Genomic DNA, 20,363 nt, shown 5'->3' with positions numbered 1-20,363 from the left:
CATGAACGGCCACGAAGCCGAGTTCCGCTGGCGCGCATCACCATTGACACGGGCCATCGCGACTTGTGCGGGTGTCGCGCTCGTTGCCACCGTGATCGGCGCGCATTGGCAGCTCATCGCGTTCGCGGCTCCTCTGCTCGGCGTGCTGTGTTCGATCAGCTGGCAGCAACCCGTGCCGACGTTCCACGTGCGCGGGCAACCGGAGTCGCAGCGATGCTTCGAAGGGGAGCAGGCGCGGGTGACACTGTCGGTGACCGAGGCCGCCGGTGCGGACCGGGCGTGGACAGCGGAGCTCACCGTTCCCGCCGTCGAGAGCATGGCGCTCGAAGTTCTCGATGCGGCTTCCCCGCACGCCAAAACGGTTGCGGCCGTGGCGCAGCGGTGGGGAAACTATTCGATCCCCGCTCGCGTCGACCCGGTCGCGCGCGGCGGGCTGGTCACCGGCACCGCGATCGTCGACGTCGCCAATGTGATCGTGTTTCCACTGACACCGCCGCAGTCGACGCCCATCCCGCGAACCGAGTTACTCGACCGGCTCGGCGCCCACCTGACCAGGCATGTCGGCCCCGGCGTCGAGTATGCCGACATCCGTCCGTATGTTCCAGGTGACCAACTGCGAGCGGTGAATTGGCCGGTGAGCGCGCGTCGTGGCCAGTTGCATGTCACGGAGCGTCTGACCGACCGCGCCGCCGACGTGGTGGTACTGATCGACGGGTACCGGCAGCCGGCGAGCCCGGCGACCGATGCCACCGAACGAGTGGTGCGCGGTGCGGCTCAGGTAGTGCAGACCGCGCTGCGCTACGGCGATCGCGCCGGAATCGTCGCGCTCGGCGGACATCGGCCGCGCTGGCTCGGCGCCGACATCGGTCAGCGGCAGTTCTATCGCGTCCTGGACACCGTGCTCGGCGCCGGCGATCGATTCGAGAACACCACCGGAACACTGGCGCCGCGTGCGGCCGTCCCGGCCGGGGCCATCGTCATCGCGTTCTCCACCCTGCTCGACACCGAATTCGCGCTGGCGCTCATCGATTTGCGCAAGCGCGGCGATGTCGTGATCGCGGTCGACACCCTGGACGTCTCGCCGTTCGAAGACGATCAAGACCCGTTGGTGGATCGGCTGTGGGCGTTGCAGCGCTCGGCCATGTATCGCGACATGGCGACGATCGGTGTCGACATCGTCTCCTGGCAGGCAGATCACACCCTCGAGCAGTCGATGGGTGTGATGCCGGATCGCCGTCACCGGGTGTGTGGACGGCTGCGGGGGTAGTGATGTCATTCGGTGCACGATTCGGGATCCACGCTTGGGCAACGATATTCGGTCTGCTGATGGTCGGCCTGGCCGCGGTGGGCACCCACGGGCCGGAGGTGGCCGCCGGAATGACGGCGCTGGTCGTTGTGGGCGTCGGGGTCGTGTTGCGGCCCGCCGCAACGGTTGCCGTGTTGCTGTGCGTGATTGTGATCGTCGTCTCCGATCGCTCCTATGTGTTCGCGCTGCTTTCGGGGCTGTGCGCGGCCGGCTATCTGGTCTCGCGCCACGCGGCGGGGATGTCGGATGCGGTCGTCATGGCAAGTTGGCCGACACTTGTTGGCGCCGTAAGCTTTACCGTGGTGGGCGCGGTGGCCATGTCGTTCCCGCTGCGGCTGCCCTGGGTACCGCTGGCGGCCCCGCTTGCGGTGTTGGCGATCTACCTGTTGGCTACCCGCCCGTTCTTGGGCTGATCACGCATTGGGCCTGACAACGCCGCGAGTCATCACGAGTATGCGCTGGATTTGGCTGTTTTCCTTGGTGGTTTGACGTACCTGCAAGGTTTTTTGTCCTGGCCGCGCGCTGTGCCGATAAGCAGGATGTGGCGGCACCCGGTGTCGACGAGACGCCGTCAGACAAGGGAGCCATGGTGAGCCACCGAACACACACAACCGACTTCATCGTGGTGGGCGCGGGCGCGTCCGGCAGTGTGGTCGCGCGCCGATTGCTGGACCGTGGGTATTCGGTGCATGTGCTGGAGGCCGGCCCCGCCGACATCAACCCCGATATCCACATCAGTTCCAGATGGCCCGCATTACTGCACAGCGGGCAGGACTGGGCTTTCATGACTACCCCGCAACGACACGCCAACAATCGGCGTCTGTATTGGCTGCGGGGAAAGGTGTTGGGCGGGAGCAGCTCCCTCAACGGCCAGATCTACATCCGTGGGCACCGCAGCGACTACGATGAGTGGGCCCAACTCGGTTGTAAGGGTTGGGATTTCGAGAGCATACTTCCGTTGTTTCTGCGCTCGGAGGACCACGTGGACGGCGCCAGCCGGTGGCACGGAGCGGGCGGACCGCTGCCGGTCGAGCGCATCACCCGACCGAACCCGACATCGGTCGCGTTCATCGACGCGGCGAGTGCCCTCGGGCACCCGGTGATCGATGATTTCAACGGGCCGCGGCAGGCCGGTGTCGGCTACAGCCAAGTGACCACCCGCAACGGTCGCCGGGCCAGCGCGTGGCGCAGTTTCATGGCTCCGGTGCGGGGAAATCCGCGCCTGGCCGTGACCACCGGGGCGCTGGTGCACCATGCCGTCATTCGCGGTGGCCGCGCGGTCGGGGTGCAGTATTCGGCGCGCGGGCAGATTCTTCAGGCGTCGGCCGACAGTGAAGTGGTGCTGTGCGCGGGCACCGTGGGCTCACCGAAGCTGTTGATGCTCAGTGGCATCGGACCCGCCGAGCACCTGACCGAAATCGGCGTGAAGGCCACTGTCGATCTTCCCGGGGTGGGCGAGAACCTGCACGACCACCTGCTGGTGAGCAACATCTACGAGGCGGCGCGGCCGATGGAACCGCCGCACCACAACCTGCTTGAGTGCCAACTGTTCACCTCCACCGCGTACTGGCGTGGTCCGGGGCCCGATCTGCAGCCGTTGTTCATGCACCTGGTGTACCCGGCCGAGGGCTATCCCGTGCCGCGCAACGGATATACGATCGCGCCCAGCATCATCCGTCCTCGGTCGCGCGGCATCCTGCGGCTTGTCTCGGCCGATCCAGCGGCCGCGCCGCGGTGCGATCCGAATGTCCTGGCCGAACCCTACGACGTCGAAGCGCTGGTCGACGCGGTGGAGATCTGCCGCGAGATAGGGGCCAGTGCCGCCTTCGACGAGTGGCGCTACGCCGAGGTCGCACCCGGACCGGCAGCACGCACGCGCGATCACCTGCGCGCATACGTGCGGCGTGCCGTCGGCAGCTACCACCATCAAGTCGGGACGTGCCGGATGGGCGTCGACGACGACGCCGTCGTAACACCGGATCTCAGGGTGCGTGGCGTGGCGGGCTTGCGGGTCGCCGACGTGTCGGTCATGCCGTCGATCACCGCCGGCAACACCCATGCACCGGCAATCATGATCGGGGAGAAGGCATCCGATCTGATAATGGGTGCGCCCGTGAGTCGCGGTGTTACTGCAGCAACCGCGCGGCATGATCCGCGAGGTCGAGCAGTGGCTGCGGGAAGACCTCAAGAATCACGGTGATCGCGGCGCACAGCGCGATCACGATCTTGCTCAGCACGGTCAGCGCGACAACTTGATCACCCGGGCCTCGAAGTAGGCGGCGATCCCGCTGGCGATCCCACCGGTGATGACCAACGGCACAGCGCCGCCCTGCGCCGCGAGGCCGTGCCGGAGGGCTGCCCGACAATCATTGGCGCCATTGGCTTTACTGGCGTCGGGTTGGTCGCGGCATCGTTGTCCTCAGGACGGCTTGGTGGCGCTGTAGGGCGGCTGCGGTCTAGCGCGTCCATTTTGAACTGACTGCTCTTCGGCCCCGAGGCAGCTGCACGACACCCAATTTATTTCAGTATATATTGCTGCCATACGTGCATGCCCGTATATTTGGACCAGCACGGATCCGACAAGGTGCAGAAGCGGATAGGCGCATGTCATTCCGTCCCGCAAGGCTGGGACATGACCCGTCGCAGCCGTTCCGTCGAATAAGCATGTCGTCATGGCTGGAAGGGAAACAGAGCCATGGATTTTGGGTTGTTGCCGCCCGAGATCAACTCGGAGTTGGTGTATACCGGGCCCGGGGCGGGTCCAGTGCTGTCGAACGCGGCCGGTTGGGACGCGGTGGCCGCCGAGCTGGAATCCGCTGCGGCCGGTCACTCCTGGGAGATCGCGGGGCTGACCGGACCGGTGTGGTCCGGCCCGGCATCGCTAGCGATGACCACCGAGGCGACGCCCTATGTGGAATGGTTGCAAGCGAGTGCGGCTGCGGCGGCGCAGACTGCAGCCCAGGCCTATGGTGCGGCGGCGGCGTACGAAACGGCGTTCGCGATGACGGTGCCCCCGCCGGTGATCGCGGCCAACCGCGCGCAGCTGATGACGCTGGTCGCGACCAACTTCCTCGGGCAGAACACCCCGGCGATCGCGGCCACCGAGGCCGAATACATGCAGATGTGGGTTCAAGACGTCACCGCAATGTACGGCTACGCCGCCGACTCCATGACTGCGGGCGCCCTGGCCGCGTTCGATGACCCGCCGCAGACCACCAACCAGAACGGGCAGACGGACCAGGCCCGCGCCGTAGCCCAAGCCACCGCCAACACCACCAGCACCCAAACCCAAACACTCACACAGCAACTCAGCTCAACCGCCAACTCCGGTACCACCACCACCATCAGCGATGGCCAGACCCTCACAATCGTCTCTGGCCAGACCTACACCATCGGCGCCGGCGACACCGTCATCGTCGAATCCGGCAGCAGCTTCACCGTCGCCGGCAGCCTCACCGTCGACGGCACCCTCAACAACGGCGGCATCCTCACCGACTACGGCACCGTCACGCTCAGCGACGCCAGCACCCTCACCAACGGCGGCTCTCTTACGGTCACCGACTCCGGCACCCTCACCATCGACGGCACCCTCACAGACCGCGGTGCCCTGACCATCGACAGCGGCACTGTCACCATCGACAGCGGCGGCACCGTCACCGTCGACCCCACCGGCACACTCACCATCAGCGGCACTATCGACGACATCAGCGGCATCCTCACCGATGGCGGCACCCTCACCGACTACGGAACTGTCAGTATCAACTCCGGCGGCGGCCTCACCGTCTCCTCCGGCGGCACCCTCACGGTCGCCGACGGCGGCACTCTCATCGATTCCGGCACCCTCGCCTCCTCTGGCACCGTCACCATCAACTCCGACTCCACCCTGACTATCAATAGCGGCGGCACGCTCACCGACAGCGGTACCCTCACCGTTTACTCCGGCGGCACTCTCACCGATTCCGGCACCGTCGCGGTCGGCGACGGCAGCACTCTCACCGATAGCGGCACGCTGACCGTCAACGCCGGCGGTGTCCTCACCGATAGCGGCACCGTGACCGTCGACTCCGGCGGCACCCTCACCAACGACGCCGGGATCACGGTCGGCGGCAACATCAATACCGGCGGCATCCTCACCGTTGGCGCCGATGGCACCCTGACCAACAACGACATCCTTACCGTTGGTGCCGACGGCATCCTCACCGTCAACAGTGGAGGCACCGTCACCCTCAACGCCGACAGCGGCCTCACAGTCGGCCCCAGCGGCACCCTGACCATCAACGGTGGTGGCGTCCTCACCGACAGCGGCACCCTGACCATCAACGGTGGTGGCGTCCTCACCGACAGCGGCACGCTGACCGTCGACGCTGGCGGTGTCCTCACCGACAGCGGCACCCTCAACGTCGACGCCGGCGGCACCCTCATGGACGGCGGCACTCTCACGATTAGCGGTGGCGGTGCCCTCACCAATTCCGGCACTCTCACCGACTCGGGCACTCTCACCGTTAGCTCGGGCGGCGCTCTCACCGATTCCGGCACCCTGACTATCAATAGCGGCGGCACCTTGACGGACTTGGGCACTCTCAACGTCAGCAGTGGTGGCGCCCTCACCATCGACTCTGGTGGCACCCTCACCGATAGCGGCACCCTGACCGTCAACGCCGGCAGCACCCTCACCGATAGCGGCATGCTGACCGTCAACGCCAGCGGCAGCCTCACCGACAGCGGCACCCTCAACGTCGCCGACGGCGGCACCATCGCCAACAGCGGCGGCCTCACCGTTAACGGCGCCCTCAACGTCGCCGACGGCGGCAGCGTCACCAACAGCGGCGTCGTCACCGTCAATACTGGCGGCGCCCTCAACGACTCCGGCATTCTCACCATCCAAAGCGGCGGCAGCCTCAGCGTCCAATCGAGCACCCCCGGCGAGAGCGGCGGCGCCCTCACCATCAACGGCGGCATTTTGAACGACGCCGGTATTCTCACCGTCCACGACGGCGCCACGCTCACCGACGGCGGTACCCTCAACGTCCAAAGCGCTGGCTCGCTCACTAACAGCGGCACCCTGACCGTCAACAACGGCGCCACCCTCACCGATTCCGGCGCCCTCACCAACAACGGGGCGCTGAACGATTACGGCGCCGTGACTGTCCAATCCGGTGGCACGCTAAGCGATTACGGCACCCTAACCGTCGAATCCGGTGGCACGCTGGGCAATGACGGTACCGTCACAGTCCAACCCGGCGGTACCCTCGCCAACGCCGGTAGTGTCAACGTCAACCCGGGCGGCACCCTCACCGACAGCGGAACCCTCACCAATGCCGGCACTTTCAACAACGCCGGTGCTGTCAGCATCGACTCGCGGATCTGCGCCAGCTTGATCAACAACGGAAACCTCACCAACACCGGCACTCTCGACAACGCTGGCACCCTCAACCTCAACTCCGGCAGCACCCTGATCAACAGCGGTAGTCTCACCGACAGCGGCAGCCTCAATGACTACGGCACCCTCACCATCACCGACGGCGGCAACTTCAACGTCAGCCCCAGCAGCTACCTCAACGTCAACGCCGGCGGCAGCCTCAATGACTACGGCACCCTCACCAACACCGGCGGTCTCATCAGCGACCAGGGGACGCTCAACGTAAACGGCAACGGCACCCTCAACGACACCGGCACTCTCACCGTGAACGGCGGTGGCACCATCTCGCTCAACTCCGGGGGCCTCCTCAACGACTCCGGCACCCTCACCGTTGACACCGGTGGCGTTCTCAACGACGGCGGTGCGGTCTCCGTCGAATCCGGGGGCGTCCTCGACGACTACGGCACTCACACCGTGAACAGCGGTGGCACACTTACCGATTCCGGGACCCTGAGCGTCGACCCGGGCGGCGTCCTCAGCGACCACGGCACCCTGACGATCGACACCGGCGCAGCCCTCAACGACTACGGGGCCCTCACGGTTGATGGCGGGGGCGTGCTCAGCGATTACGGCACGCTCAGCGATTACGGCACTCTCACGGTCAACACCGGCGGCGTGCTCAACGATTACGGCACGCTTAGCGACTTCGGCACCCTCGCCGTCCAACCCGACGGCACCCTGGCCATCCACGCCGGAGGGGCCCTTTTCGACGCCGGAACTTTGACCAACGGTGGCACTCTGACCAACAGCGGCACACTCATCGTCTATTACGGCAGCACCTTGACCGTCTAATCCGGCGGCGCCATTACGCTCAACCCCGGCACCACCCTGACCGTCGGTGATGGCGGCACCCTTGCCATCGACGGGGGCGGCTATCTCACCGTCAACGCCGGCAGCACCGTCCCGGTCGAATCCGGTGGCACCCTTGCCATCGGACCCGGCGATATCGTTACCGTCGGCCCCGGCGGCTCCGTCGGGCGCGGCGGCTTGATCGGCCTGGTTACCGTGGCGCCCGGGATGCCACCGGCTCCGCCGACCCCTGCGGGGCCTCCAGGGCTCAGCGCCTTGGCCGCGCCCGGGTTATCCGGAACCTCGGGAATTCAACCCCAGTTAAACGTCGACGCCCTGTTGGATGCCTGGGATGCGTTCTCATACAGCGCCGACTGACCGCGACGAACTTTTTCGGCCAGAACACGCCGGCGATCGCGGCGACCGAAGCCGAATACGTGCAGATGTGGGTTCAAGACGCGGCTGCGGTGTATGGCTATGCGAGTGCTTCGGAGTCCGCGAGCACACTCGGCGCGTTCGACGAACCGCCGCAGACCACTAACCAGGACGCACAGACCGACCAGGCCCGTGCGGTCGCCCAAGCCGCCGGCAATGCGGCCCGCACCGAGAGCACCGGCACGACCACTTACATCGGCGACGGCCAAGTCCTCCACATCGGCGAAGGTGACACCTACACCATCGGCTCCGGCGACACCCTGATCGTCGAGACTCTTACAGGCGCTCTCATACACCGCTGACTAACTGGGTACAATTCCCTTCTGCAGCAACGGGTTTGAGTGGCCCGACGGGTGACCGCTCCGGTGCGACCGTCATTGATGTGGACGGATTCCACGCCGGCAGCCGCACTTATTTAAGTATATGTTGTTACTAACTACGTATGCCGGCATATTCAGGCTGTCGTCCCGCCGGCGGGCGTCTGAGCTGGCGCGGTATTTCGTCGAGCAGGTGTCTGGACATGGCTGAAAGGGATACGGGGCCATGGATTTTGGGTTGCTGCCGCCTGAGATCAACTCGGGGTTGATGTATGCCGGTCCTGGGTCGGGGCCGTTGCTGTCGAGTGCGGCGGGTTGGGATGCGCTGGCTGTCGAGTTGGAATCTGCTGCGGCCGGTTACTCGGCGCAGCTCGCGGGCTTGACGGGGCAGGTGTGGTTGGGTCCGGCGTCGGTGGCGATGGCGGGGGCGGCGACGCCGTATGTGCAGTGGCTGCAGGCGAGCGCGGTGCAGGCCGCGCAGACCGCCGCGCAGGCTAATGGGGCGGCGGCGGCTTATCAGGCGGCGTTTGCTATGACGGTGCCCCCGCCGGTGGTCGCGGCCAACCGGGCGCGGTTGATGGTGTTGGTTGCGACGAATTTTTTGGGGCAGAACACTCCGGCGATCGCGGCGACCGAGGCCGAGTACTCCGAGATGTGGGTTCAAGAAGCGACGGCGATGTATGGCTATGCCGCCGATTCGTCGGTCGCGGGTGCTCTGCAGCCGTTTGCCGATCCGCCGCAGACGGCCAATCAGTCGGGGCAGGCCGATCAGGCTCGTGCGGTTGCCCAGGCGGCCGGTAATGCCACTGGTAGTCAAACCCAACCTTTGTCACAGCAACTCAGCTCGAGTGTCGATGGCGGCACCCTTACCATCGGCAATGGTCAATCCGTCACCATCGGCGCCGGCGGAGATTACGGCTCCCTCACCATCGGCGAAGGCGGCACCTACACCTCCGTCACCGTCGAATCCGGCGGCACCCTCACCGTCAACTCCGGCGGCAGCCTCGCCGTCAACTCGGGTGGCGTCGTCACCAACGCCGGCGTCCTCACCGTCAACTCCGTCGGCGAGCTCACCATCAACTCCGGCGGCCTCCTTACCAACGCCGGCACTCTCACCAACGCCGGCGCCCTCACCAACGCGGGCACCCTCACCGTCAACACCGGCGGCACCCTCATCCTCACCCACGACGGCACCGTCGGCAGCTTCCTCGCCAACAGCGGCACAATGACCGTCAACACTGGCGGTACCCTAACCAACGGCGGCGGCATCATCACCAACACCGGAACCCTGACCAACAGCGGTGGCCTCACCCTCACCGATGGCGGCGTCCTCACCAACGCCGGGCAACTCACAAACGGCGGCACGCTCACCGTCGACACCGGAAGCACCCTCACCAACGGTGGCACCCTCGTCACCACCGGCACCCTCAACGATGCCGGCACTCTCATCATCCAACCCGGCGGCACGCTCAGTGACGCCGGCACACTGACCGTCGACGCCGGTGGCACCCTCAACGACGCCGGCTCCGTGACCATCCAACCCGGCCACCCTCACCAACACCGGCACCCTCATCGACAACGGCATCTTCACCATCGACAACGGCATCTTCACCATCGACATCCACGCCACGCTGACGAACAACGGCACGCTCGCCATCACCAACGGGGCCACGCTGACGAACGCCGGCACACTCACCGTTAACAGCGAGGGCACCCTCGCAATCAACACCGGCGGCTTCCTGACCGTTAACGCCGGCGGCACGGTCCCGGTGGAACCTGGCGGCACCGTCGTCATCGGCTCCGGCGAGACCGTCGTCGTCGGCCCGGGCGGCTATGCGGGCCACAGCGGGTTCATCGGCCCCGTAACCGTGGCTCCCGGGACCGAACCGGTGCCCCCGGCTCCCGCGCCGCAGCCTGAGCTCCTCAGCCTGGTGGCTGCGCCAGGCCTATCCGAGACTTCAGGAATCCCGCCGCAGTTAAATGTCGACGCTCTCTTGGATGCGCTCTTATCCAGTGCCGACTGACCCTGGACACCCGAGCTTCGACCCGCGCACCGGTGGATAATTCCTCAGCCGACGTTGCACACCCTGCATTAATAGTTGCACACCCTGCATTAATATAGGTGTACATGCGGGAGGCCCGGCGCAAACGGAGGTACGGTGACCCGGCGGCGAGCCAGCACGGACGGCCCAGTGTCCACGACGGATTTGGCGAACAAGCTCAACAAGCTGTTTGAGGTCATGCATAGCCCGTCGGAGTCGCCGCTGTCGAATGCCGCTGCTGCTGAAGCCATTACGGAAAAGACTGGCGTCTCGATCAGTCCGGCGTACTTGTGGCAACTTCGCAGTGGGCTGAAAACCAATCCGACGGTGGCGCATCTACGCGCGATCGCGGAGTTTTTCGGGGTGTCTGCCTCGTATCTAATCGATGCCGAGGTTGATGAGCGCCTCGACGCCCAGCTGGGCTTACTGCAAGCCCTGCGCGACGCCGGGGTGCGCGATCTGGCCATGCGTGCGTCCGGGCTGACCGGTGCCGCGCTCACCAATCTGGTCGCGATGGTTGACCACATCCGCGAGCTGGAGAAGCTTCCTCCGCTCGCGCCGGACCCCGGGGGCGGTGATGACCACTCCTGACGAGTTGGTGGCATTGGCCCGCCGGATGCCGATCCCCGTCCCGTGGGACCGTCACCAGTTCGTGGACAGCGTGGCCCGGATGCGGGGCCGACCGATTCGGCTGGTACCGACGCCAACACCGACACTGGCCGGTAACCCGTGCGGGTTGTGGTTGAAGCGCGACACCGACGACATCATCGTCCACGACATCGGCACCTCCGAGTACCACATGGACCAGATCGTCTGCCACGAGATCGGGCACATGGTGCTCGGCCACGACCAGCCCCACATTAGCGAGTCTGTCGGCTCCAGCCACAGCCAGATGTGCGCCACCCTGCTGCCCGACCTCGACCCGGCCGCCGTGCGCGCCGTGTTGGGTCGCACCGACTACGCCAGCGCGCAGGAACGCGACGCCGAGACATTCGCCTCGATCCTGATGCTCGCCGTCGCCGACGCCGGTGCGCAGCGTTCGGTCATGCGCAGCGTGTTCTTCCGCTCCCGATGACCAGCACCGTACCCCCTGCGGTGGCGTGGCCACTGATCCTGTTCATGGTGCTCGTCGTGGTCACGTGCTACGTGGGGTTCAACACCAATCTTTTTGAACCCATCTCAACAACACGTTGGCGATGTTGCTGACGGCCCAGCTACTGCGCGAACACGCTGTCCAACAACTGCTTTCGGGCGTTGGGTTGATCACCGTCGCCACCGCTACTACCGTTGTGCGGCAGCACTATTGGCCATCGGTTATCTCGTCGCGGCAACGCGAGCGCGAGTCGCGGCAAAGCCCGTCGAAGTTGTCGGCGGCTGGGACGGAGTGCTCGCCTACGTTTGCTACTCGACGATGTTCCTCGTGTTGGTCGTTCAGCTGATGCGACTGAGCATCCGTGAGCTGACTCGCCCGGGTGCGCCGCGCCGCGAACGCCCCATCGCCGCCTGTGGGGTGGTATTGGCAGTGGCGATCGGATGGGTGACCGTGGAATCGTTGCTACTGCTGGTGTTTGAACAGCTCGGGTGGCTACACACCGGCGCGTACCGGGTCAAGGTCCACGGCGTGTACTTTTTCTGGAAGGCCGTCGGTTGCACCGCACTCGCCGCAGTCCCGTGTCTGCTGGCGATTGTCGCCCGTGGCGGGATGGACCCCGTTAGTCGACAATGGCGCAAACTGCAGCCGCTGCGGAACAGCCTGCGACAGGCCTCGCCAGAATGCAGTTTCGATGTGCAGCAAGACGGTGTCCTCCGCCGTAAAACCACGCTGCAACTCCATCAGACCGTCGTCGAGATTCGGGATCTCATATTGCGGTTACGGCCGTATGCGGGCGACATCCCCCGGGACAGGTGGACCGATTCGTCGCGGCGCATTCCATCCCCTCGACCGATCGCGACATGGCGATCCTGGCCCTGCAATTGGCCCACGCCGCCGCGGTCAAAGCGTCAGGACGCGCCCCGCAACGACTCGATGCAACCCGCATGTCACGTCCCGGGCTACAACGCTCGAGGAGGAAACCCACGAATTGGTGCAGCTGGCCAAGTGGTGGCTTCCCGCCGCGGCTGCAATTACTGCAGCAACTGTGCGGCGTGGTCGGCGAGGTCGAGCAGCGGTTGCGGGAAGATCCCAAGAATCACGGTGATCGCGGCGCACACCGCGATCGCGATCTTGCTCAGGATGCTCGGGGCGACGACCTGAGGGGTGTCGTCGGTCGGTTCGGTGAAGAACATCAGCACGATCACCCGGACGTAGAAGTAGGCGGCGACGCCGCTGGCGATCACACCGATGATGACCAGCGGCACGGCACCGCCCTGCGCGGCGGCCTTGAACACCGTCAGCTTGCTGATGAATCCACTGGTCAATGGGATTCCGGCGAAGGCCAGCAAGAACATCGAAAGCATCACGCCCACAATGGGAGAACGCTGTCCGAGCCCGGCCCAGTGCGACAGCCCGGCATCCTCGACACCATCGGAGTTGCGGACCAGGCCGACGATCGCGAACGCGCCGACCGTGCTGAAGCTGTAGGCGACCAAATAGAACAACGTGGCGGCCAGACCCGAGTGGTTGTCGGCGATCACACCGGTGAGGATGAAACCGACATGGGCGACCGACGAATAGGCCAGCATGCGTTTGACGTCGGCCTGGTTGACCGCGGTCACGGTGCCGACGGCCATGGTGAGGATCGAAATCGCCCACAGCACGGGACGCCACTGCTCGTGCAGCGGCGGCAACGCGACGTAGACCACGCGCAGCAGCGCGCCGAACGCCGCGACCTTGGTGGCCGCGGCCATGAAGCCGGTGATCGGGGTGGGGGCGCCCTGATACACGTCCGGGATCCACGAATGGAACGGCACCGCACCGACTTTGAACAACAGGCCGACCGACAACAGTGTGACCCCGACCAACGCCATCGAGCTATCGCCGTGCGCGGCAAGCGCATCCCGGATGCCGGGCAGCAGCAATGTTCCGGTCGCGCCGTAGACCAGTGCCACGCCGTAAAGGAAGAACGCCGACGAGAACGCGCCCAGCAGGAAGTACTTCATCGCCGCCTCCTGCGACAGCAGCCGGCGGTGTCGCGCCAGCCCGCACATCAGGTACAGCGGCAGCGACAGCACTTCCAGCGCGACGAACATCGTCAGCAGGTCGTTGGCCGCCGGGAACACCATCATGCCGCCGACCGACAGCATCAGCAGCGGGAAGAGTTCGGTCTGGGCGGCTCCGGCCCGTTCGGCCTCACGCTCGGCGTCGCTGCCCGGCACCGCGGAAGCCTGCGGGGTAAAGGCGTCCAACCCGGAGGCACCGCCGGAAACACCCGCCGCGACCTTCACCTTGTTGGCGGTTGCGGCGATGTTGCTGCGTTCGGCGATGAAGATGACGGCCATCACGGCCACCAGCACCACGATGCCCTGCAAATACAGCGTCGGCCGGTCGATGGCCATCGCGCCCAGCACCCCGCTGCGACCCGATGCCGGCAGGGAGCGGCTGACCGCGATGTCGGCGACGAACGCCGCGATCAAGCCACCGAGGGCCAGGGTTACCTGGGACACATAGCGAATGTTCCTGGGCAGGAACGCTTCCGCGAGAACCCCGACCACGGCGACACCGAAGACGATGAGCATCGGGCATAGCAGGAAGTACTCGATGCTGGGGGTGGGAAGGGTCATTGGTGCGGTCCTTCGGCTGTCCGGGGTACGCCCACTAGTACTTTCGGCGCGGGGTCATGCTGGCCGATGGTGATCATGGTGTGGTCCACGGCGGGATTGATGATGTCGAGCACCGGCTTGGGATAGATGCCGAAGACGAACAGCAGCGCCATCAACGGTGCGACGACGGCCAGCTCGCGCAGCCGTAGATCACCGATTCCCTCGTTGCCTTGGGCCACCGGTTTGGTCATCACCCGCTGGTAGAGCCACAGCATGTAGATCGCGGCCAGCACTAGCGCGGTCACTCCGAACGCGCCCGCCACCCAGTACCGGTTGAAAGTGCCCAGCAGCACCAGGAATTCGCTGATGAACGGCGCCAGCCCGGGCAATGACAGGGTGGCCATCGCCGAGACCAGGAAGGTGCCGGCCAGCACCGGTGCCACATTCTGCACACCGCCGTAATCGGCGATCAAGCGACTGCCGCGCCGCGTCACCAGGAATCCGGCGATCAGGAACACCGCCGCCGTGGACAGGCCGTGGTTGAGCATGTACAACGTCGACCCGCTCTGGCCCTGGCTGGTCATCACGAAGATGCCGGCGATGATGAAGCCGAAGTGCGAGATCGAGGTGTAGGCGATCAGGCGCATCATGTCCTTTTGCCCGATCGCCACGATCGCGCCGTAGATCACCCCGATAATGGCCAACGTCACGATCAGCGGCCGGAAATACGTTGAGGCATCGGGGAACAGCTGCAGGCAGTAGCGCAGCATCCCGAAAGTGCCGACCTTGTCCATCACGGCGGTGATCAGGACCGCGGTCGCGGGGGTGGCCTCGACGCAGGCGTCGGGTAGCCAGCGGTGGAACGGCCACAGCGGGGCCTTGACGGCGAACGCGAACATGAAGCCGCCGAACAGGGCCTTGAACACCGCGGGGTCGACGCCGGCGAAGCGGCCCGAGGAGATGCCGGTCACGATTTCGCGGAAGTCGAACGTCCCCCCGCCGTGCTGCTCGGTCACCGCATACAGCTCGATGACCGCGGCCAGCATGATCAGACCGCCGAACAGGTTGTACAGCAAGAACTTCACCGCCGCACGCGAGCGGGCGGTGCCCTTGCCGAAGCCGCCGATCAGGAAGTACATCGGGACCAGCATGGCCTCGAAGAACACGTAGAACAGCAGCACGTCCAGGGCGATCACCGAGATCAGCACCATCGACTCGATGGCCAGCGTCAGCGCGACGTATGCCTGCGGTCCTCGGGGGCTCTCGCCGCCGTCGTTCCAGCCCGCCACCAGCAGCAGTGGAACCAGGATCGCGGTCAGCAGCACGAGGATCACCGCGATGCCGTCGACGCCGAGGTTGTAGCCGGCGCCGACGGCCGGAATCCAGGGATGCTTTTCCAGGAACTGGTAAGGGGCGCCGCCGGTCTTGAAGCCGAGCGTGACGCCGAGTGCGACCGCCAGCGTCAGGATGCTGATGACCAGGCCGGTCCACTTCGCGAGCTGACGCAGGCCGGGCGGCATCAGGATGATGAGGATGGAACCCGCCAGCGGCACCAGCCACAGCACACTCAGCCAGGGCACGTTAGTCACCACAGTTGCACCGCCAGGATGGCCGCGACCAGTAGGGTGGCACCCGCCAGCATCGACAGCGCGTAGGAGCGGGCGAAGCCGGTTTGCAGCCCCCGCAAGCGATTCGAGGTCCGGCCGACCAGCGCGGCCAGCGCGTTCACCGAGCCGTCCACACCCGCGTCGTCGGCTTCGACCAGCGCATCGGTCAACTGCGCGCCAGGGCGCATGAATACCTCCTCGTTGAAGGCATCGCCGTACAGGTCTCTGCGTGCGGCCGTGGTGAGTGCCGACACCTGGACGGGAGCAACTCTGGGAATCTCGGCCCTGCCGTACTTTTGATAGGCCACTGCGATTCCGACCGCGACCACCCCGAGTGCCAGCGTGGTGTTGACCCAGGCCGGAATGGCGTGCGCGCTTTCCTCGTGCGCGCCGACGACCGGCTCCAGCCAATGGGGCAGGGTGCCCCCGATGGCGAACAAGCCGCCGGCGAACACCGAGCCGAACGCGAGCAGGATCATAGGACCGGTCATCAGGGCGGGCGCCTCGTGCGGGTGACTGCCCGGCGCCCAACGCTTTTCGCCGAAGAAGGTCATCAGCATCACCCGGGTCATGTAGAAGGCGGTGATGCCCGCGCCCAGCAGCGCGGCCCCGCCGAGGGTGTAGCCGCGGACGCCGCCGGCGCCCAGCGCCGCCTCGATGATGGCGTCCTTGGAGTAGAATCCGGCGAACGGGGGCACGCCGATGATGGCCAGGTATCCCAGGCCGAAGGTGACGAAGGTGATGGGCAGGGCGGCACGCAGCCCGCCGTAGCGACGCATGTCCTGCTCTTCGTGCATCGCATGGATGATCGAGCCCGATCCGAGGAACAGCCCGGCCTTGAAGAAGCCGTGGGTGAGCAGGTGCATGATCGCGAACGCGTAACCGGCGGGCCCGAGTCCGGCCGCCAGCACCATGTAGCCGATCTGGCTCATCGTCGACGCCGCCAGTGCACGCTTGATGTCGTCCTTGGCGCAGCCGATGAATGCACCGAACAGCAGGGTGACGGCGCCGACCAAGACGACGCCGAGTTGCGCTCCGGGAGCGAGGTTGTAGAGCGGGTTGGACCGCACGATCAGGTACACACCCGCGGTCACCATGGTGGCGGCGTGGATCAGCGCGGACACCGGGGTGGGGCCCTCCATCGCGTCACCCAACCAGGCCTGCAGCGGGACCTGTGCGGACTTGGCGCAGGCGCCCAGCAGCAGCAACAACCCCATAGCGGTCAGTACGCCGCTGCCGGCGGCCGGGGCGCCGGCGAAAACCCCGGCATACGAGAGGGTTCCGAACGTGCTGAACATCAGGAACATGCCCACGGCCAGGCCCGCGTCGCCGACCCGGTTCATCACGAACGCCTTCTTCGCGGCGGTGGCCGCCGACGGCTTGTGGTACCAGAAGCCGATCAGCAGGTAGGACGCCAGGCCCACGCCTTCCCAGCCGACGTAGAGCACCAGGTAGTTGTCGGCGACGACCAGCAGCAGCATCGAGGCCAGGAACAGGTTGAGGTATCCGAAAAACCTGCGGCGGTCCGGGTCTTCGGCCATGTAGGCGACCGAGTAGATGTGAATCAGCGATCCCACGCCGGAGATCAGCAGCACGAAACAGATTGACAGCTGGTCGATCTGCATCCCGAAGTCGACCTGGAACTTGTCGACCGGGATCCAGGTGAACACCGTTTGGTGGATGACGTGGTGCTCACTGTCGCGGCGCAGCAAGTCCGTCAGCAGTGTGGCGCCCACCCCGAACACTCCCAGGGCGGCGAGGACGCCCAGCCAATGCCCCCATGCGTCGGTGCGTCTGCCGCCGAACAGCAAGATGGCGGCAACCGCGAGTGGGAGCACCACCAGCAGCCAGGTGTAGTCAGTCATCGTGGCGTTCTTAGCCTTTGAGTAGGTTCGCGTCGTCGACCGACGCCGATTTGCGGGCACGGAAAATCGTCATGATGATGGCCAGGCCGATGACGACCTCGCACGCGGCCACCACCATCGTGAAGAACGCGATCATCTGCCCGTCCAGGTGGCCGTGCATGCGCGCGAAGGTGACGAACGCCAGGTTCACGGCGTTGAGCATCAGCTCGACGCACATGAACATGACGATGGCGTTGCGGCGCAGCAGCACACCCGAGGCCCCGATCGTGAAGAGCAGCGCCGAAAGGTAGAGGTAGTTGGCCGGATTCACGACGTACCGCCTTTGATGGCTTGGGCGCGGGGTGTTTGCTTGCCGTCCGCGCCGCGGGTTTGCAACATGCTCGACACCGACAGATCCGAGTAGGAACCGTCGGGCAGCAACGCGGCCACGTCGACCGCGTTGTGGCGGGCATAGACGCCGGGGCTGGGCAGCGGGGTCGGGCGACCGCCGGAGCGGAACCGCTCTTCGGAGAGTTCGCGCTGGGTCTTGCGGCGTTCGAAACGTTCGCGGTGCGCGAGCACCATCGCCCCGACCGCGGCGGCGATCAGCAGGGCGCTGGTCAGTTCGAATGCCCACAGATAGCGCGAAAAGATCAGTGCGGCCAGGCCTTCGACGTTGCCGTTGGCGTTCGCGGTGGTCAGTCCGACGAAGCCACCGGTTGTCACCTTGCCGATGGCGGCGACCAGCAGGATGCCGAACCCTACTCCGGTGATCACCGCGGCGACGCGCTGGCCGCGCAGCGTTTCCTTCAGCGACTCCGCGGAATCCACGCCGATCAGCATCAGCACGAACAGGAACAGCATCATCACCGCGCCGGTGTAGACCACGACTTGAACCACGCCCAAGAACAGTGCGTCCTGGATCATGTAGAAGATCGCCAGGATGATCATGGTCATCGCCAGGAACATCGCCGAGTACACGGCATTGACGGCCGTGACCACCCCGATCGCGCCGATCACGGCGAGAGCGCCCAGCAGCCAGAAGGCCACCGCTTCGCCGGTGGAGGTGCGAGTGATAACGTCGCTGGCCAGGTTGGTGATCACCGGGCGTCTCCTGCGTTCTGATTGCGGCGCAAGCCATCCGCGGTGACGTTGCCCAGGTAGTAGTCCTTGTCGGTGGCGCCTTCGGTCCTCGGGTGCGGCGGCGCGAGCATGTTTTGCAGCAACGGCGCCAGCAGCCGGTCTTTTTCGTAGATCAGGTCGGCGCGGTTGTCGTCGGCCATCTCGTAGTTGTTGGTCATCGTCAGCGCGCGGGTCGGGCAGGCCTCGATGCACAGACCGCAGCCGATGCACCGTAGATAATTGATCTGGTACACCCGTCCGTACCGCTCTCCCGGCGAAAACCGTGCCTCATCGGTGTTGTCGGCGCCCTCGACGTAGATCGCGTCGGCTGGGCAGGCCCAGGCGCACAGCTCGCAGCCGATGCATTTCTCCAGGCCGTCGGGGTACCGGTTGAGTTGGTGACGGCCGTGATAGCGCGGGGCGACCGGGCCGGGTTTCTCCGGATACTCCTGGGTGACAGTCTTTTTGAACATTGCCGCGAACGTCACGCCGAATCCGGCCACGGCGTCGAGGAATTTAGCCATGTGCTTCCTCCTTGCTCGCACTGACTGCCGACGTCAGCACTTTGCCCGGCAACGGTGGGGTCGGGAAGGCCGGCGGGGGCGGTAGAGCGTCGGCGCGCTTGCGCAGCTCCCGTGCCAGTGCGCGATTGCCCGGTGTGCTGAATGGCTTGCGCAACAACATCACCAGCGCCACGGCGAAGACCAGGCTGCAGACCACCAACAGCGGAGTCCAATGGGCGTACCCCTGGTTGCGCAGCGTGCGGATGACCGCCGCGATCAGCACCCACACCAGCGATGCGGGGATAAGGAGTTTCCAGCCCAGGGCCATGAACTGGTCGTAGCGCAGCCGGGGCAGACTGGCCCGCAGCCACATGTAGATGAACAGGAACACCCACATCTTCGCGGTGAACCAGAGCACCGGCCACCAGCCGGTGTTGGCGCCGTCCCACATGTTCAGCGGCCACGGGGCGTGCCAGCCGCCGAAGAACATCAACGTGGCGAGCGACGAAACCGTCATCATGTTGACGTATTCGGCGAGCATGAACATCGCGAATTTCAGCGACGAGTACTCGGTGTGGAAGCCGGCGACGAGTTCACCCTCGGCTTCCGGCAGATCGAATGGGGCGCGGTTGGTTTCGCCGACCATCGAGATCAGGTAGATGATGAACGACGGCAGCAACAGAAAGATGTACCAGACGCCGTCCTGCGCCTTGATGATTCCGGACGTCGACATGGTGCCGGCGAACAGGAAGACCGCCGCGAACGACAGCCCCATCGACACCTCGTAGGAGATGACCTGCGCGGTGGACCGGACCCCACCCAGCAGCGGGTACGTCGAGCCGGATGCCCAGCCGCCCAACACGATGCCGTAGACGCCGATCGCGGAGAGCCCCAGGATGAACAGCACCGCGGCCGGCACGTCGGTCAACTGCAGCGGCGTGCGGTGGCCGAAGACCGTCACCTCGGGGCCGAACGGGATGAACGCGAACGCGGTGAACGCGGGGATCGTCGAGATGACCGGCGCCGCCATGTAGACGAACCAGTCTACGCCGCGGGGAGTGATGCTCTCCTTGAGCGCCAGCTTGATTCCGTCGGCCAGACTCTGCAGGACTCCCCAGGGTCCCGCCCGGTTGGGGCCGGGCCGGCGCTGCATCCAGCCGAGGATCTTGCGCTCGAGCAGGATCGCGAGCAAGACGTTCAGCATCAAGAAGACGAAGATCGCCAGCGCCTTGCCCAGCACCAGCCACCAGGTGTCGTGTCCGAAGGCGGTCAAGGTGCTC

Annotated in this window: 14 protein-coding genes and 3 pseudogenes; 9 read left to right on the top strand and 8 right to left on the bottom strand. The window is 65.6% G+C overall.

Annotated features, from left to right (window positions below):
• Position 1: 1 nt before the first annotated feature.
• The 3 genes from T428_RS0105520 (at position 2) to T428_RS0105510 (ending at position 3,506) form a co-directional block, all read left to right on the top strand.
• On the top strand, positions 2-1,267 hold the full coding sequence (locus tag T428_RS0105520; RefSeq protein WP_025735687.1) for a DUF58 domain-containing protein: 1,266 nt from the start codon (positions 2-4) through the stop codon (positions 1,265-1,267).
• Between the two features lie 2 nt (positions 1,268-1,269).
• Entirely contained in the window at positions 1,270-1,719 is a 450-nt protein-coding gene (locus T428_RS0105515; RefSeq protein WP_036467387.1) for a hypothetical protein, read from the top strand.
• A gap of 128 nt (positions 1,720-1,847) precedes the next feature.
• On the top strand, positions 1,848-3,506 hold the full coding sequence (locus T428_RS0105510) for a GMC family oxidoreductase (protein WP_245604801.1): 1,659 nt from the start codon (positions 1,848-1,850) through the stop codon (positions 3,504-3,506).
• Here T428_RS0105510 and T428_RS34080 read toward each other — a convergent pair.
• Positions 3,433-3,644: pseudogene (locus tag T428_RS34080) on the bottom strand (NADH-quinone oxidoreductase subunit NuoN); the annotation flags it as partial. The gene T428_RS0105510 and the pseudogene T428_RS34080 overlap by 74 nt on opposite strands.
• Positions 3,645-4,001: 357 nt before the next feature.
• Here T428_RS34080 and T428_RS35280 point away from each other — a divergent pair.
• The 6 genes and pseudogenes from T428_RS35280 to T428_RS35965 form a co-directional block, all read left to right on the top strand.
• Positions 4,002-7,517: a PPE family protein gene (locus T428_RS35280; protein ID WP_025735684.1), complete on the top strand. Its 3,516-nt coding sequence runs from the start codon at positions 4,002-4,004 to the stop codon at positions 7,515-7,517.
• A gap of 371 nt (positions 7,518-7,888) precedes the next feature.
• A pseudogene (locus tag T428_RS34060) lies at positions 7,889-8,128 on the top strand (PPE domain-containing protein); the annotation flags it as partial.
• 364 nt (positions 8,129-8,492) lie between these two features.
• On the top strand, positions 8,493-9,968 hold the full coding sequence (locus T428_RS35970; protein WP_211243893.1) for a PPE family protein: 1,476 nt from the start codon (positions 8,493-8,495) through the stop codon (positions 9,966-9,968).
• A gap of 538 nt (positions 9,969-10,506) precedes the next feature.
• Positions 10,507-10,899: a helix-turn-helix domain-containing protein gene (locus tag T428_RS0105485; protein WP_156942884.1), complete on the top strand. Its 393-nt coding sequence runs from the start codon at positions 10,507-10,509 to the stop codon at positions 10,897-10,899.
• On the top strand, positions 10,886-11,383 hold the full coding sequence (locus T428_RS0105480) for a hypothetical protein (protein WP_025735681.1): 498 nt from the start codon (positions 10,886-10,888) through the stop codon (positions 11,381-11,383). Before T428_RS0105485 ends, T428_RS0105480 begins: the two co-directional genes overlap by 14 nt.
• A 336-nt stretch (positions 11,384-11,719) precedes the next feature.
• Positions 11,720-12,145, top strand: a pseudogene (locus tag T428_RS35965) (hypothetical protein); the annotation flags it as partial.
• Positions 12,146-12,432: 287 nt separating this feature from the next.
• On the opposite strand, the gene nuoN reads toward T428_RS35965, so the two are convergent.
• The 7 genes from nuoN to nuoH are packed head-to-tail and all read right to left on the bottom strand — an operon-like array spanning position 12,433 to position 20,356.
• Positions 12,433-14,028: an NADH-quinone oxidoreductase subunit NuoN gene (gene nuoN / locus T428_RS0105470; protein WP_025735679.1), complete on the bottom strand. Its 1,596-nt coding sequence runs from the start codon at positions 14,026-14,028 to the stop codon at positions 12,433-12,435.
• On the bottom strand, positions 14,025-15,596 hold the full coding sequence (locus T428_RS0105465; protein ID WP_169733617.1) for an NADH-quinone oxidoreductase subunit M: 1,572 nt from the start codon (positions 15,594-15,596) through the stop codon (positions 14,025-14,027). The genes nuoN and T428_RS0105465 overlap by 4 nt, the downstream gene beginning before the upstream one ends.
• Entirely contained in the window at positions 15,593-17,479 is a 1,887-nt protein-coding gene (nuoL, locus tag T428_RS0105460; protein WP_025735677.1) for an NADH-quinone oxidoreductase subunit L, read from the bottom strand. The genes T428_RS0105465 and nuoL overlap by 4 nt, the downstream gene beginning before the upstream one ends.
• Positions 17,480-17,489: 10 nt before the next feature.
• Positions 17,490-17,789, bottom strand: a complete 300-nt coding sequence (gene nuoK / locus T428_RS0105455) for an NADH-quinone oxidoreductase subunit NuoK (RefSeq protein WP_025735676.1) — start codon at positions 17,787-17,789, stop codon at positions 17,490-17,492.
• A complete protein-coding gene (locus tag T428_RS0105450) occupies positions 17,786-18,562 on the bottom strand; it encodes an NADH-quinone oxidoreductase subunit J (RefSeq protein WP_025735675.1) in 777 nt (258 codons plus the stop codon). Before T428_RS0105450 ends, nuoK begins: the two co-directional genes overlap by 4 nt.
• Positions 18,559-19,104 (bottom strand): NADH-quinone oxidoreductase subunit NuoI, encoded by a 546-nt coding sequence (nuoI, locus tag T428_RS0105445; protein WP_025735674.1) that lies wholly within the window; start codon positions 19,102-19,104, stop codon positions 18,559-18,561. Before nuoI ends, T428_RS0105450 begins: the two co-directional genes overlap by 4 nt.
• Positions 19,097-20,356: an NADH-quinone oxidoreductase subunit NuoH gene (gene nuoH / locus T428_RS0105440; RefSeq protein WP_025735673.1), complete on the bottom strand. Its 1,260-nt coding sequence runs from the start codon at positions 20,354-20,356 to the stop codon at positions 19,097-19,099. Before nuoH ends, nuoI begins: the two co-directional genes overlap by 8 nt.
• Positions 20,357-20,363 lie beyond the last annotated feature (7 nt).

It is taken from the genome of Mycobacterium genavense ATCC 51234, assembly GCF_000526915.1.
Lineage (GTDB): Bacteria > Actinomycetota > Actinomycetes > Mycobacteriales > Mycobacteriaceae > Mycobacterium > Mycobacterium genavense.
The sequence above is the reverse complement of the archived record's forward strand: the minus strand, read 5'-3'. Positions and strand labels throughout refer to the sequence as shown.